Origin of the sequence: Variovorax sp. 3319 (assembly GCF_031456585.1) — a bacterium.
GTDB classification, from domain to species: domain Bacteria; phylum Pseudomonadota; class Gammaproteobacteria; order Burkholderiales; family Burkholderiaceae_C; genus Variovorax; species Variovorax paradoxus_P.
Genome location: NZ_JAVDUZ010000001.1, coordinates 22,302 through 37,084 on the forward strand (window position 1 = coordinate 22,302; position 14,783 = coordinate 37,084).

Below are 14,783 nucleotides of genomic sequence, written 5' to 3' on the forward strand. Positions count from 1 at the left end.
GGGGCTCAGACGCCTTCGACGATCCGCAGATCCCGCTCGGCGCCGTCGCCCAGCGCTTCGAGCGCGGCCTGGTAGTCGGGGCTGTCATGCACGGCGCGGGCCTGCTCGACGCTGTCGAATTCGATCAGCACGGTACGCTCTTGCAAGCCGAATTCATAGACCTGCGCGGGCAGGCCCCGCGCCAGAAAACGACCGCCGCCCGCAGCGATTGCGGGGCCGGCGAGTTTTGCGTAGGCCGCGAGTTTGTCGGCATCGTTGACGGCACGGTACGCGCTGACCCAATAGGCTTTTGCCATGGTGATTTCTCTCAGTTGCAGAGCAAGCAATATAGCTTGCCCGCCGCATCACCGCTCGGGTTTGCAACTCAGGATGTGCACGCGTAATTGGCCGCCAACCTGGACGCCGCGGCATCGTTGGCCGGACCGGTGTACCGTGGATACTGCGGGTATTGGCACAGGGGCCGGCTGAGCAGAACCGATCCATCGGTATCGCGCTTCTCCGCAACCAGCGTGGCGGGTGCCGCGCTTTTGGTTACCCATTGGTCGAGCGCTGTCAGCAGGTCTGCCGTATCGGCGCCCGGCCCGCCGGCGCAGTGGTTGACCCCCGGCGCAATGTAGAAGCGCGTGGACGCATCGGCCGCCGCGGCGCCGACAGAGGTTCGCATGTTGCCGTAGTACTCGACAGTCGATTTCGCGCTGAGAGCGGCGTCGTTTCCGCCGTGCCACAAGATCAGCTTGCCGCCGCTGTTGATGAACGGACGGATGTCCGTGTTGGTTGCGTCGTTGAGCGCGGCCATGGCATAGAGTGCGTTCTGGTTCTGGTCCCAGGGCGTGTAGGCCAGCGAGTCGGCGCTGCTGTCGCGCGCAAGGTAGTTCTTGACGGTCGTGTCCTGGAACAGGAACTGCAGCGCCATGGCGACATTGCCGTCGCCCGTGAGCCAGGTGCGCCAGGCACCCGGGTCGTCTTCGTTGCCTGTCAGGTTCCACCCCGCGTTGCGGAAGGTGGTGCTGCCCGTGAACGTGGCCGCGGTGGTCCATGATGTGACCACGTCCAGCTGTGCGTCCGACAGGCAGGTGTCACCTGTATCGGCTCCGCCGGCGCAGCGCAGCGCCGCAACGTTGGCCACTGCCGGCGTGCATGCGGCCTGGTTCGACACTACGCCGTCCGCAACGCCGTCGAGCCCGTCGCAGGCGTCGCGCACATGCTTGCTCAAAAGGGCCGTCTTCGCGGCGCTGAACGCCCCGCCAGGCGCGGCAAGCGCCCGCGAGTTGCGGTTGAAGGCCCCCATGAAGCCGACCCAGTTGTAGGCGGGTGCGCGCGCAATGACGCCGTCGAAGAGGTTGGGTGAACGCTGCACCGCCATCAGTGCTTCCCGTCCGCCGTTCGAGCAGCCCTCGAAATACGACTTTGCGGGCAAGGCCCCGTAGGCGGTCGCCAGGGTTTCAGTCGCGGTCGACATCACCGTGGGTACCGAGAGGCTGCCGAACAATTGCGCGGCAAAGGTGTCGGTCAACGCAAAGTTCGCGCTCAATGCGTTGTCCTGGTGGCCGGAGTCGCTGGCAACCACCGCGTAGCCCTGGTTGAGTGCCGGTGCGCCGGGCGGCGTGATGGCGCCGTTGTAGCCGCCTCCGCCCTGGTAGTAGAGCTTGCCGTTCCACGCCCCGGGCAGGGATATCTGGAAGTTGAGCGAAGGCGCTATCGTGCCGGTGACCTTGCAGTACACAGGAGTGGGTGCCGATGCGGGCTCCATGGCAGCCGTCAGGGTGGCGCCCGCAACGGTTTTTCCGTTCAGGTCGCCGCAGGCCTTTTGAGCGGAAACAGCCGGGGCAGGTGGAGGGCTTGCGGGTGGCGCGGCTGGAGGGGCGGGGAGCGGCAAGAAGACCGCGCCGTTGCCGTTGCCCGAGCCGCCGCCGCAAGCCGCCAGCAGGGCCACGCTGACAGCAGCAGCATGGAGCTTTGCGCGAGGCAACAAGGCCTTTGAGGATAAGAAGTGCATGTCTCTATTCCTTTGTCAGTTTTCAGCCTGCGCACCGCATCGGAATTGAGCGATGCCCACCAGATTCTGAAAGGCGAGAACTTGGGCAACTGTTCCGGGACGGACATTCGAGCCGCTAATTTCTAAGGAAAAACCCTCCGCCCCGATGCGCGAGATTTGCGTCAGGGATACCGTGCAAGCGCCTGCCGGTCCATTACGGTGATGTAGCCGTAGCCCCGCTGGATGAGGCCCGCGGTTTCGAGTTCGGTCAGCGCAATGTTGACGCGCTGCCGCGAGATGCCCACGAGCAACCCGATCTCCTCCTGGTTGATTCGCAGCGTGGAATCGGTGTTCGGATAGAGCACCGGATGAAAGAGGCTGGAGATTCCACGCGCCACGCGCGCGGTCGGCTCGAGCAGCCGGTCGAACTTCACCATGGCAATGAACTGCCCGAGACGTTCGTTCAGGTGCGAAAGCATGAAGTGGTTGAACGGAATGCTCCGGTCGAGCAGCCATGAGAACGTGGCTCTCGGCAGGTGGACGGTGATCGTCGGCCGCGTTGCCATGACCTCGTACCTGCGGTGCTCCGGCTTCAGCAGCGACCCTTCGCCGATCCATCCGCTGGCCGCGACCCCTGTGAACATGATCAGGCGGCCGTCCACCGTGGTGTCCTGCACACGAAGAAAGCCTTCGAGCACGCCAATCCAGCTGTCGGCAATTTCGTCGCGCTGGCACACATAGGAGTGGGCTTCATGGTGACGGACGTACAGGGCCTCGAAAGCCTTCGTTCGCTCTGCCTGCGTCAGCGCGCGCGGCCAGATGCACCGCTCGAAGAATGCATTCAGTTCCTTGGCTGGCAGCATGCGTTACCACCGCGCCAGCAGAGCGATATCGGCGTGGGCAAGGAACGAAGCGGGTCGAGCTCTCATTGCAAATTCCTTCAGCTGCCGAATCCTATGGGCGCTGGCTTGCCGAGTTTGTAGCGTGGACGACATTTACGCCTTTGCACCGCTGGGACAAACCCTGAGAGGAGAGCCGGCGAAGCGCTTCGGATGGCGCGAAAAGAAAAAGGGGCGCCCCTCACGGAGCGCCCCTTGGTCGTTCAGTTCAGCCTCGAGCCCTTTGGCAGGCGGCTCGCGAGCCATTCGTGCACGTCGGCTCGTACGTTACGGCCTTCCAGGAGAAAGTCTTCCCAGCGGCTTGGCACGTACGGCAGGTAGACCAGCTTCATGCCGGCTTCCTCGGGCAGGCGGTCGGCCTTCTCCGAGTTGCAGGCGCGGCAGGCCGCGACCAGGTTCATCCAGGTCCAGCCACCGCCGCGGCTGATGGGAAGGATGTGCTCGCACGTGAGATCCTGCTCGCGAAAGTGCTGCGCACAGTAGGCGCAGGTGAAGCGGTCGCGCACGAAGAGCTTGCGCCGGCTGAAGGCCGGCGTGTGGTCGAACAGGTTCACCTTCGCGCAGCCCTTGAGCGCGATGATCGGAGAAATTTCGAGCCGTGATTGCACGCCCCGCGCCACGCTGAAGCCACCGCGCATCGTCGCCAGCGGGCCCGCGCCGTCCTCCCACACAACGGAGTCCGTTGCGTAGTGGGCAGCAGCATGCTCAAGCGAAATCCAGGCCTGCGGCGTTCCCTGGATATCGAGCTGAAGAACTTGGGGTTTCATGATGACGGCCTCCTTTCATGGCCGAGCGCGCTTTTTCTTTTAGCGGGGAATCTCCTGTTAAGTGTTTGTTGGACCGGCCGGCTGGATCCGCCCCAGCGACCTCGCGCATTGACAGTGCAACGCTGCTACCAGCTGAGCTACCGAGGAAAAAAGAATGTGTTCGATCGAGTGGGCGGCGGCAGCATTGCCGCGGCTGCTACCACTCGCCGATTTCGCGCACGCGCTGGTCGAAGTCGAGCTTCTCGAAGCGCTCGCGTGCGCGCTCGGCCTCCCGTTGGCGCTGCCCGCTCATCGCACCGAAGCTGCGGGTGACCGCCTGCACAAGCGTGTTGCGAGGCCTGGGCCCGGACACCAAGATGCTGTTCGCCGGCCGGCGGTGGCTGGTGGTGAGTCGCATGGATGTCCTCCTGTTGGTCGCGCTCGGCGGTCGTGAATGATCTCTCTCTGTATATCGGCGGGTGACGTCAAATGTTGAGTGGCTGCTCGCACTCCAGGTGTATGGCCCCACGCACACGATTCGAACGTGCAACCCCCGGCTTCGTAGGCCGGTGCTCTGATCCAGTTGAGCTAACGCGGGAAGAAAAATGAATGGATGATGTCGCTCGATGCCAGGCGAGTCGAACGCTGAGGAGATGGCGATCCGTAGGGGAGTCGAACCCCTGGCTTCCTCCTGGACAGGGAGGCACTCTGGCCACTGAGTTAACGGATCGAAGTCGGGGCATTCCATTTCGGTTGTGTCTTCACGCGATTCGAGCGCTTGCGCGCCCACGTCGGCATCGCTGCACATGGTTGGGTCCAGACCGTGCACATCCCTCCAGGCCGCCGGCGCGGTTGGCCTCTGGAGGTGCTGCAAAGGCACACCCGAAATGGAGCAGCAGGAGGGCTTCGATCCCTCGGCCTCAACGTTGGCGACGTTGCGCTCTACCTGACTGAGCTACGGCTGCATGTACTTGCAAATTTTTAAAGAGCATTCACCGGCGCCGCCAGGCGGGTGAATTCACGGCAGCGCGATCACTGCAGCGGCGGCCGGCAACAGGTGCCATTCGCGGTAGGTGGTGAGAAAAAAAAACAAAAAGGCCCGGAATCCATTTCGGAATCCGGGCCTCTGGTGAGAGAGCTTGGAAGGTATGCGCCTACGCGCTACCTCCACCCGGGTGCGGCTGATCCTCGTATTGCTGTCCGAGCCACAAGGTGGCTGGCGTTGCGGGAAGGGAGTTCAGCTGCGAATGCATGTTGGACGCCGACAGGCTGCGACCGTCGCGAAACGAGACGCGCACGAACGTCCGGCCCGATGCCGGTCGGTTGTTCAGTGAGGTCATGTTTGCTTTCACGATGGTTTCCAGTGCCTGGCGAAGTTCTCGACGATTCGAAGTGGGTTGTTGCGGATGAAACGGGGACGAAGCAATTTCGTCGATGGGATGTACTGTAAACTCGGTTTACTAATTCGCGCAACACTTTTTTTGAGTGTTGTGTTTTTTTCTCGTCAAGCATGTCCCTTCCAGCTATTCGCCGCAACAACGTCCTGCTTCTGTTCGGCGAGTTCGTTGCGGAGCATGCGGCCAACGGAGCGGAGCCGCTCGGCCTGGCGGCCAAGTTTGCACAGAAGCTGCAGATCTCGGCCAGCATGTGGAGCCAGATCAAAAAGGGCCGGGTGATCTCCGACAAGCTGGCCCGGCAGATCGAGTCGCACTGCGAGAAGGCTCCGCTCTGGCTCGATGCGCCCCAAGCCGCCGAGCCTTTGCCAGACCGGGGGGAGGAGCGGTTCGTGGAACTGGCACGCCAGGCCTACAGGGCGCAAAACGCGCGTGGCAAGCGCGCGCTGCGCACCATCTTGCTGGAGCACTCGAATCCTCCGGAGGGCAAAAGCCCCCGGTAGATTTGCAAGTGCCGCAGGCCGGCTCAGGCCACCGGTGGCAGGCGGTCCAGCAATTTGTCGAGCGTGATCGGATAGTTGCGCACCCGGGCGCCCGTGGCGTTGTAGACGGCATTGGCCACCGCTGCCGCAACGCCGCACATGCCGAGTTCGCCCACGCCCTTGGCCTTCATCGGCGACGAGATCGGGTCGGTCTCGTCGAGGAAGATCACTTCCTGGTGCGGAATGTCGGCGTGCACCGGCACCTCGTAGCCCGCCAGGTCGTGGTTGACGAAAAACCCGTGCCTCTTGTCGAGCGCCAACTCTTCCATCAAGGCGCCTCCAACGCCCATCGTCATGGCGCCGATCACCTGGCTGCGCGCCGACTTGGGGTTGAGAATGCGGCCCGCCGCGCACACGGCCAGCATGCGCCTGACGCGTATCTCGCCCGTGGCCGCATCGACGCCAACCTCCACGAAGTGCGCGCCGAAGGTCGACTGCTGGTACTTCTTGTCGAGGTCTCCGTACTCGATGCCGTCTTCCGCCACCAGGCCGTTCGCGCCTGCCGCTTCTGCGATGGGCGCCACGCGCTCTCCGGAGCGCACCATGCCATCCGAAAATTCCACGCCCGCCGCAGATGCAAAGCCCAGCTTGCTTGCAACGGCTTCGCGCAGCTTCATGCACGCCGCATAAACGCCCGATGTCGAGTTGTTGGCTCCCCATTGCCCGCCCGAGCCGGCCGAAACAGGATAGGCCGAGTCGCCCAGGCGCACCTGAACCTTGTCAAGCGTTACGCCCATCGTTTCTGCAGCCGTTTGCGCAATGATGGTGTACGAGCCGGTGCCGATGTCGGTCATGTCGGTTTCCACGGTGACCATGCCGCGGTTGTCCAGGCGCACCCGCGCGGCCGATTTCGTCAGCAGGTTGTTGCGGAACGCCGCGGCAACGCCCATTCCCACGAGCCAGCGGCCCTCGCGCTGGCGGCCCGGCGTGGCGTTGCGCTTGTTCCATCCGAAGCGCTCCGCACCCGTGCGCAGGCACTCGATCAGCTTGCGCTGCGAATAAGGGCGCTCCGGCTTTTCCGGATCGACCTGGGTGTCGTTCAGCACGCGAAACTCGACGGGGTCGATGCCGAGCTTCTCGGCCATTTCGTCCATCGCGATCTCCAGCGCCATCAGGCCCGGCGCTTCGCCGGGTGCGCGCATGGCGTTGCCCTCCGGCAGGTCGAGCACGGCAAGCCGCGTGGTCGTCAGCCGGTTGGCGCCCGCATAGAGCAGCCGCGTCTGGTTGACCGCCGTCTCGGCCTGGCCGCCGGGCAGGTCGCCGGACCAGCCCTCATGCGCAATGGCTGTGATCTTGCCGTCCTTTGCGGCGCCGATGCGAATGCGCTGGATGGTTGCGGGCCGGTGCGTGGTGTTGTTCATCATCAGCGGCCGTTGCAGCGCCACCTTCACGGGCCGCTTGGCCGCGCGCGCGCCCAATGCGGCAAGCAGCGCATCCGCACGCACGAACAGCTTGCCGCCAAAACCCCCGCCGACAAAAGGCGACACGAGGCGCACGTTCGCCTTCGGAATGCCGAGTGTCTTGGCGACGTCGCCGACGCCCCAGGCGATCATCTGGTTCGATGTCCAGATGGTGAGCTTGTCGCCCTTCCACTGCGCAATGGAAGCATGCGGCTCCATCATTGCGTGCGACTCGTCGGGCGTGGTGTAGGTCGCATCGAGCTGGACCGGTGCCGATGCGAACGCGCCGGGAAAATCTCCGGTCTTCGTTTCAGGCTCGCCGGAAAACGGGTTGGGCTTGGGCAGTTGCGCCCCGCTCATTTCTGCCGACAGGTCGAAGCGGCCCGCTGTTCGCGTGTACTCGACGCGCACCAGCTGCGCCGCGGCACGCGCCTGCTCGAAGGTGTTGGCCACGACCACTGCGACCGCCTGGTGGTAGTGGTCGATCTCGGGTCCGCCCAGGAGCTTGGCGGTATTGAAGTCGCCCTTGCCGAGCTTGCCTGCGTTGCGCGCGGTGACGATTGCCAGCACGCCGGGAGCTGCGCGGGCGGCGGTCAGGTCCATCGAGGCGATGCGGCCTTTTGCAATGCCGGCGCCCACCACGTACCCATAGGCGGCGTTGGGTACTTCGGTGTTGCGTTCGTAGGCATAGCGCGCCGAGCCGGTGGTCTTGACGGGGCCATCGATCCGGTCCGTCGCCTTGCCGATGATCTTGAGCTGGTCGATGGGGTTGGTGGTGGCGGGTGTGTCGAATTTCATGATGGTCAGCTCCTCGCTTGCACCAGCGCCGCAGCCAGCGCGCGCTCGGCCAATGGCAACTTGAATGCGTTGTCGTGGGTCGGCTGCGCGCCGGCCAGCAGTTGCGCGGTCACCGCCTTGGCGCCCTGGGGCATCGCGGTCTCGGCGGCCTCCAGGCGCCATGGCTTGTGCGCCACGCCGCCCAGGGCCACGCGGCCCGAGCCATCGCGCTGCACGACGGCCGCCACGGAAACGAGCGCGAAGGCATAGGAGGCCCGGTCGCGCACCTTGCGGTACACCTGGGTGCCGCCGATGGGCTTGGGGAGCGTGACACTGGTGATCAGCTCGTCTTTTTCCAGCACCGTTTCGATGTGCGGCGTGTCGCCCGGCAGCCGGTGAAAGTCGGCAATCGGGATCACGCGCGTGCGGCCGTCGGGGCGCACCGTTTCAACCGCCGCGTCGAGCACGCGCATGGCCACCGCCATGTCGCTCGGATGCGTTGCGATGCAGGCCTTGCTCGTGCCGATCACCGCATGCTGCCGCGTGATGCCGCCAATGGCGCTGCAACCGCTGCCGGGCTGGCGCTTGTTGCACGGCTGGTCGGTGTCGTAGAAGTAGGGGCAGCGCGTGCGCTGCAGCAGGTTGCCGGCCGTCGTTGCCTTGTTGCGCAATTGGCCGGAAGCGCCTGCCAGCAGCGCGCGCGAGAGCACGCCGTAGTCGCGCCGCACGCGCTCGTCGGCTGCCAGGTCGGTGTTGCGCACTAGCGCGCCAACACGCAAGCCGCCCTCGGCCGTGGGCTCGATCTTGTCGAGCGCAAGACCGTTCACGTCGACCAGGTGCGGCGGCGCTTCGATCTGCAGCTTCATCAGGTCGAGCAGGTTGGTGCCGCCCGCAATGAACTTGGCACCCGGGCTGCGGGCCACGGCGGCGGCGGCCTCGGCCGGAGACTGTGCCTTCTCGTAAGTGAATGGCTTCATGCCCTGCTCCCCGCCACTTCGGTAATGGCCTCGACGATGTTGGAGTACGCGCCGCAGCGGCAGATGTTGCCGCTCATGCGCTCGCGCAGCTCGTCTGCCGACAGGATGGGGCGTGCGATCAGGTCGGCGCTCACATGGCTCGGAACACCGCGCTTCACCTCGTCGATCACGCCGACGGCCGAGCAGATCTGGCCCGGCGTGCAGTAGCCGCACTGGTAGCCGTCGTGCTTGACGAATGCCGCCTGCAGCGGATGCATGTTCTGCGGAGTGCCAAGCCCTTCGATGGTGGTGACCTGCCCTCCGTCGTGCATGACGGCCAGCGTCAGGCAGGAGTTGATGCGTCTTCCATCGGCAATGACCGTGCACGCGCCGCACTGGCCGTGGTCGCAGCCCTTCTTGGTGCCCGTCAGGTGCAGGTGCTCACGCAGCGCGTCGAGCAGCGTGGTGCGCGTGTCGAGTTCGAGCGAGTGGGCTTTGCCGTTGACGTTCAGCGTCAGCTTTGCGCGCGGCACTGCGCCTGCCCCAGAAGCCGTGGGCGCAGCGGGTGCCGCAGAAGCAGGGGATGAAGACGAGACCGCCGCGGCGGTGGCGGCAGTTGCGGCGCCGACAATGAGCGCGTCTCGTCGCGAGATCAAGGGGGTCGTGGCACTGTCCATGTCAGCTCCTGTTGTTCGAGGTTCGTGGGTTCTTCGGGCGATCACCGCTGATATCGCGAGCCATCGGCAATGGCAATAGGAGACGGGCTCTTTGTTGCCGGATGGGTTCCCCGACAGCCAAAAGTCCTCAGCCCGAAAGGCAAGGCCGGATCACCATTTTTAGAGGCCGCGCGCGGGATTCGATAGAGCAATCCGCTTCATTTCTTGCCTGATCCGCTGTGCTCGGCACCTCGCAGCACCTCGATGTCCCGCTTGGGCGGGGCGCCGAACAGCCGGCTGTATTCGCGGCTGAATTGCGAGGGGCTTTCGTAGCCAACCCTGAATGCGGCGCTCGCCGCGTCGGTGTGCTCGCTCAGCATCAGCCGCTTGGCTTCGTTCAGGCGCAGCCACTTCTGGTACTGCAGCGGGCTCATTGCAGTGAGCTGGCGAAAATGGTGATGAAACGTCGGCGTACTCATTTGCACGCGGCCCGCGAGCTCGTCGATGCGAAGCGGCGAGGCGTAGTTGAGCTTCAGCCAATCGATGGCTCTTGCAATCCGGTAGCCTTGCCCGTCGACCGAGGCAATCTGCCGCAGCTTGGGTGCCTGGTCGCTCAGCAGCAGCCGGTAGTGAATCTCGCGGTGGATCAGCGGCGCGAGTACAGGAATGGCCGCGGGTTCGTCCAGCAGTTCCAGCAGGCGGCCAATCGGCGCCAGCAGCGCGGGTGTTGCCGAGCCGATGCCCACGCCCACGCCCGGCGAACGATCGCGATTCGGCGGCAGGCCGCCCTGTGCAACCAGCTCGGCCAGCACCCGCACATCCAGCTTCAGCACCAGGCCGAGGCAGGGGCGCTCGGGGCTTGCCGCCAGCACTTCTGAATTGGCGGGCACATCGAGCGAGGTGACGAGAAAACGCGATGTGTCGTACGGATAGGCGTCACCACCCACCCACATCTGCTTTGCGCCTTGCGCGACAAGCACGATGCTCGGCTCGACCATGCACACCATCGGCGGCGCCGGGGCGTCGCGCCTGAAGAAGCCGAGGCCTGCAATGGGCGTTTCGAAGTCGCCAGAGCCCGCGGTGCGCGCGCCGATGATGCGGGCCATTGCCTCCTGCGGCGGAACGGGCAGGGCGGCCGTGTCGTGGGGTTTGGGTGCCATCTTGCTGGAGCCTTCTGCGGAACACTCTACCGCCCGGGCGAAGCTTCATCCGCAAAAGAACTGCGGCGCGAGAGGATCAGGCAAGAAATCGAGCGGAATGCGCAACCGATCGGTCGGGCGTGGCCGGCGCTACGCGGTCTTCCGGTTTTCTTGCACAGCCAGCTCGTCGATCTTGTCCAGCCTGTCGCACAGGTCGCCCGATATGCCACTGCCCACCTTGCGCACGAACCACCTGTCGGACGCGACGATCTCTTCGTAGTCTGCCGCCTCGAACCATCGCGACAGCGAAGGATCGATCAGGTGGAGGTTGGCCGCGTCCCACACGCCAGAGCCGCTGACGCGCTTCACGCTGTGCCGCAGCGGAGAGTGTGCAAGCAGCGTGTGAAAGTAGATTTCGTCCGGCGCTTTTGAAAACCTCAGAAAGCGCTTCGCCGGCCCTTCAAGCGGATGGGAGACGAGGTACCCCACGGCTTCGGGTGTCAGTGCCCACCATTGGGAGCCGAAGTGCCACTGCGGAATAGGCGCAAACGACCGGCGGCCGAGCTTGCCCGCGAGCTGCAGCAGGCCGCGCGCCAGCCTTGCGAGCGTGAACTTGCGCCCATCGACCGGCAGGTCTTGATAGAACCAGAAATGGCGAACGCGCTCGTGCAGCTTGCGCGTGCTTGCCAGGGGAATCATCTTGAGGAAGTTCATGCCCGCATGCGAGCGCGAATAGGCGCCAAACTCTTCCAGCGGACGCACCGGGTAGCAGTTGCCGGAGAGCAGCACGAAATGGCTCACCTGCGATGTGTCGCATGCAGCAAGTGCAGCACGCATGAGCTTCAGGGTGGCCTCGACCTGCGAGATGGCGCCCCAGCGCACGTCGACGCGGTCTTGCAGGTAGCTCACGCGCGAGTCCTCTATGCGGAACGCCGAAAGGTTCGCCTTTGCATCGACATGGACAATGCAGCGGCCAACGGAAACGAGCCGCTGCAGCAGGCGCTTTACCTGCTGTGGGTCTGCGTGGACAAGCAATAGGAATACCGGGCTCATGTCACGGTGTGCTCTGTGTTGGGGGCCTTTCGATCATGCAAGAAGAATGCCCCGGGCACTAGTGCGCCCGGCTAGTGGGTACCCTGCAGGCTGCTTCGCAATGCCAGCTTGCGCACAATGGTCGAGAACGCACGCGTGGCCGCGGCATCGCGCGCCACCGGCGACCACAGCATGCCGGGCGTGCGCACCGGCGTGGGGCTTTCGAGCCGCACGACAACGAGCCCCGACTGGGCAGTCACCACATTCGCGGCCATGATCGAGGCAAGCTGCGTCTTGGCAACGAGGTCCATCATGGGCGCGAGCGTGTTGATTTCGGCCACGACGTGCGGCTCGGCGCCGCAGGAGCGAAAGCATTCGTCAAGCATCTGGCGCGTGGCAAAGCTGCCCGGCAGCAGCACCATCGGCAGGCGATGCAGTTCGACCATGCGCACGCGCTTGCGCCGTGCCAGGGGGTGCTTGCCGGCCACCACCAGCACCATCTCCTCGTTGTAGAGGGGCTCGAACTGCAACGGCCCGGGCGCATTGGGCCGGTAGGCAATGCCCAGGTCGAGCGTGCCGTGCTGCAGCCGCGCCGCAATCTGGTCGGCCGAGAGTTCTTCGACCACCACTTTCACGCGCGGATGCTTTCCGTGAAAGCTTGCAATGCAATCGGGAATGAAGCCCAGGTTGAATGTGTGCGTGGAGCCCACGCGCAATTCGCCCGCCACCTCGGAGCTGCTCTGGCGCAGTGCGCCCAGGCCCAGGTCGATCTCGTGCAGGGCCTTGGTGCAGTAGTGCAGAAACTCGTCGCCCGCTTCGGTCAGGCTCACGCGCTTGCCGATGCGGTCGAACAGCGGCTGGCCGATTTCTTCTTCGAGCTGCTTGATCTGGTGCGACAGCGTCGACTGCGTCACGTGCAGGCGCTCGGCCGCACGGGTGAAGTTGAGCGAGCCTGAAAGGGCGATGAAGTAGCGCAGGTGCCTGAGTTCCATGGCGGTTCCTGGTCCCGATGATCGATGGTGTCGATGCTAACGATGAAAAACAATCATTTTCTGGAACGGCCGGCGACGCCTACAGTTTCTTCCAGCCCTTACAAACAACGATCAGGAGACGCCCCGGTGCAAAAAGTCCTCAGCGGCATCAAGGTGCTGGAACAAGGCACGTTCATTACCGGGCCGGCCGCGGGCATGTTTCTCGCAGACCTGGGTGCCGAGGTGGTGAAGATCGAGCAGCCCGGCGCGGGCGATCCATTTCGCGCTTTTCGCGGCGGGCTCTACAGCCCTCACTTCCAGACCTACAACCGCAACAAGCGCAGCATTACGCTCAACCCCAAGCTGCCTGAAGACGCGGCGGTTTTCGACGAGCTGGTCAAGGACGCGGACGTCTACATCCAGAATTTCCGCCCGGGTGCGGCCGACCGGCTGGGTGCCGGCGAAGCACGGCTGCGCGAGCTCAACCCGCGGCTGGTGTACTGCGCCATCAGCGGCTTTGGGCAAACAGGCCCCGCCGCCGGCCGGCCCGCCTACGACACCGTGGCGCAGGCCGCAAGCGCTTTTCTCAAGCTGCTGGTCAACCCGGCCAATCCGCGCGTGGTGGGCCCCGCGCTCGCCGACGCCATGACTGGCTTCTACGCCGCCTATGGCGTGCTCGGCGCACTGGTCGAACGGGGCCGCACCGGCCGCGGGCGCTCGGTGGAAGTGTCGATGCTCGAGGCCATGTGCCACTTCAACCTCGATGCGTTCACGCACTACTTTTCAGAGAGCGAAGTGATGGGCCCGTTCAGCCGGCCGAGCGTGTCGCAGTCCTATGTGCTCGAGTGCGCGGACGGCCTGTGGATTGCGCTGCACATGTCGTCGCCCGAAAAGTTCTGGCAGGGCCTGGCCAACGCCATCGAGCGGCCGCAGCTTTTTGCCGACCCGCGCTTTGCCTCGCGCGAGGCACGCATCGCCCACCAGGAAGACCTGATCACGCTGCTCGGCGAGCTGTTTCGCCAGCAGCCGCGTGCCACCTGGTGCGCCCGGCTCGAGGCGGAAGACGTGCCGCACGCCCCCATGTACGACACCCGCGAAGCCATGGAAGACCCGCAGGCGCGGCATCTGCAACTGCAGGTGAGCGCGCCGCATCCGGAGGGCGGTGAATGGCACACCATCCGGTCACCCGTGAGCTTTGACGGCGAACGCGCACTGGAAGTGACGGCGCCCCCCACGCTCGGTGCCGACAACGCATCCATCGTCGATCCGATTCGCAAGCGCCTGGGGCAGCCGTCGGGCGCAAGCTGAATCTCTCTCGACACAGCCATTGAATCAAAACAGAGCCAGGAGACAAAAGAACATGACCCCATCGAACGAAAGCGAGCTGACGCAGGCCGTGCTGCAGCGCCTCGAAGGCGCCGGCGATGCGCGCTTTGCAGAGATCATGCAGTCGCTCATCACCCACCTGCACGCCTTCATCCGCGAGGTCGACCTGAAGCCCGACGAGTGGATGAAGGGCATCGAGTTTCTGACGGCCGTGGGCCAGACCTGCACCGACAGGCGGCAGGAGTTCATCCTGCTGTCGGACACGCTGGGCGCCTCGATGATGGTGGTCATGCTCGACCAGCTGCGCGCCGCCGCCGGCAAGCGCAGCCGCGCGGGCGGCGGAGCAACCGAAGCTACTGAATCCACAGAGCTGGGCGAGGCCACGCACGCCACGGTGCAGGGCCCCTTCTACTGGGAGGGCGCACCCGATCTTCCGCTGGGCGCCGACGTGGCACAGGGCGCGCGCGGCGAGCCGACCTTCTACAGCGGCCGCGTGACCGATACCCATGGCCAGCCGCTGCAGGGTGCGCTGCTCGACATCTGGTCGGGCGACGGCGAGGGCGTGTACGACATGCAGATCGAAGGCGCCGCCATGGCCGCGCGCGGGCGCATCCGCACCGACCACGAGGGCCGCTACTGGTTCTGGTCGATCCGCCCGACCTTCTATCCGATTCCGGTGGATGGCCCTGTGGGCCGCATGCTCGATGCGATGGGCCGCCACCCGAACCGCCCCGGGCACATCCACATGATGGTTTCGGCGCCAGGCCATGTGCCGGTGACCACGCACCTGTTCGTGGCGGGCAGCCCGTACATCGAATCCGATGCGGTGTTTGGCGTGCGGCCCAGCCTGATCGTCGATTTCGAGTCGCACCCCGCAGGGCGCGCGCCCGACGGCAAGAGCCTGGAAACGCCGTACTGGTCCGCGCACTACGACTTTCGCCTCGAACCTCAACACGCCTGAAAGAAGCTA

General features: G+C 64.9%; 14 protein-coding genes and 4 tRNA genes. 3 read left to right on the plus strand and 15 right to left on the minus strand.

Annotated elements, in window-relative coordinates:
- Positions 1–5: 5 nt before the first annotated feature.
- The 9 genes from J2X67_RS00115 to J2X67_RS00155 form a co-directional block, all read right to left on the minus strand.
- Entirely contained in the window at positions 6–296 is a 291-nt protein-coding gene (locus tag J2X67_RS00115; protein ID WP_309949435.1) for a DUF1330 domain-containing protein, read from the minus strand.
- 68 nt (positions 297–364) lie between these two features.
- A complete protein-coding gene (locus J2X67_RS00120) occupies positions 365–1,996 on the minus strand; it encodes a tannase/feruloyl esterase family alpha/beta hydrolase (protein WP_309949436.1) in 1,632 nt (543 codons plus the stop codon).
- A 161-nt stretch (positions 1,997–2,157) separates the two neighbouring features.
- Positions 2,158–2,838, minus strand: coding sequence for a Crp/Fnr family transcriptional regulator (locus J2X67_RS00125; protein WP_258504151.1), 681 nt, complete (start codon positions 2,836–2,838; stop codon positions 2,158–2,160).
- Positions 2,839–3,077: 239 nt separating this feature from the next.
- Positions 3,078–3,641, minus strand: coding sequence for an HNH endonuclease (locus J2X67_RS00130; protein WP_309949437.1), 564 nt, complete (start codon positions 3,639–3,641; stop codon positions 3,078–3,080).
- A 69-nt stretch (positions 3,642–3,710) separates the two neighbouring features.
- Positions 3,711–3,785: transfer RNA gene (locus J2X67_RS00135), tRNA-Asp, on the minus strand.
- 52 nt (positions 3,786–3,837) lie between these two features.
- Entirely contained in the window at positions 3,838–4,038 is a 201-nt protein-coding gene (locus J2X67_RS00140; protein WP_309949439.1) for a short-chain dehydrogenase, read from the minus strand.
- Between the two features lie 102 nt (positions 4,039–4,140).
- Positions 4,141–4,218: transfer RNA gene (locus J2X67_RS00145), tRNA-Arg, on the minus strand.
- Positions 4,219–4,274: 56 nt separating this feature from the next.
- Positions 4,275–4,350: transfer RNA gene (locus J2X67_RS00150), tRNA-Asp, on the minus strand.
- A gap of 158 nt (positions 4,351–4,508) precedes the next feature.
- Positions 4,509–4,585: transfer RNA gene (locus J2X67_RS00155), tRNA-Gly, on the minus strand.
- 545 nt (positions 4,586–5,130) lie between these two features.
- Here J2X67_RS00155 and J2X67_RS00160 point away from each other — a divergent pair.
- Complete coding sequence (locus J2X67_RS00160) at positions 5,131–5,517, plus strand: hypothetical protein (protein WP_309949440.1); 387 nt, start codon at positions 5,131–5,133, stop codon at positions 5,515–5,517.
- Positions 5,518–5,540: 23 nt separating this feature from the next.
- On the opposite strand, the gene paoC is transcribed toward J2X67_RS00160, so the two are convergent.
- The 6 genes from paoC to J2X67_RS00190 form a co-directional block, all read right to left on the minus strand.
- Positions 5,541–7,754 carry an aldehyde oxidoreductase molybdenum-binding subunit PaoC gene (paoC, locus tag J2X67_RS00165; RefSeq protein WP_309949442.1) on the minus strand — a complete coding sequence of 738 codons (2,214 nt, stop codon included), beginning with the start codon at positions 7,752–7,754 and terminating at the stop codon, positions 5,541–5,543.
- A gap of 5 nt (positions 7,755–7,759) precedes the next feature.
- On the minus strand, positions 7,760–8,710 hold the full coding sequence (locus J2X67_RS00170) for a xanthine dehydrogenase family protein subunit M (protein ID WP_309949444.1): 951 nt from the start codon (positions 8,708–8,710) through the stop codon (positions 7,760–7,762).
- Entirely contained in the window at positions 8,707–9,366 is a 660-nt protein-coding gene (gene paoA / locus J2X67_RS00175; protein WP_309949446.1) for an aldehyde dehydrogenase iron-sulfur subunit PaoA, read from the minus strand. The genes J2X67_RS00170 and paoA overlap by 4 nt, the downstream gene beginning before the upstream one ends.
- Positions 9,367–9,563: 197 nt before the next feature.
- The gene (locus J2X67_RS00180) at positions 9,564–10,505 is read right to left on the minus strand and encodes an AraC family transcriptional regulator (RefSeq protein ID WP_309949448.1); all 942 of its coding nucleotides are present in this window, start codon (positions 10,503–10,505) and stop codon (positions 9,564–9,566) included.
- 129 nt (positions 10,506–10,634) lie between these two features.
- Complete coding sequence (locus J2X67_RS00185) at positions 10,635–11,537, minus strand: beta-1,6-N-acetylglucosaminyltransferase (RefSeq protein ID WP_309949449.1); 903 nt, start codon at positions 11,535–11,537, stop codon at positions 10,635–10,637.
- Between the two features lie 71 nt (positions 11,538–11,608).
- Positions 11,609–12,508, minus strand: a complete 900-nt coding sequence (locus J2X67_RS00190; protein ID WP_309949450.1) for a LysR substrate-binding domain-containing protein — start codon at positions 12,506–12,508, stop codon at positions 11,609–11,611.
- 126 nt (positions 12,509–12,634) lie between these two features.
- Here J2X67_RS00190 and J2X67_RS00195 point away from each other — a divergent pair, with 126 nt between their 5' ends.
- Positions 12,635–13,795 (plus strand): CoA transferase, encoded by a 1,161-nt coding sequence (locus J2X67_RS00195; protein ID WP_309949451.1) that lies wholly within the window; start codon positions 12,635–12,637, stop codon positions 13,793–13,795.
- A 52-nt stretch (positions 13,796–13,847) separates the two neighbouring features.
- Positions 13,848–14,774: a dioxygenase gene (locus J2X67_RS00200; protein ID WP_309949452.1), complete on the plus strand. Its 927-nt coding sequence runs from the start codon at positions 13,848–13,850 to the stop codon at positions 14,772–14,774.
- The last annotated feature ends 9 nt before the right edge of the window (positions 14,775–14,783 follow it).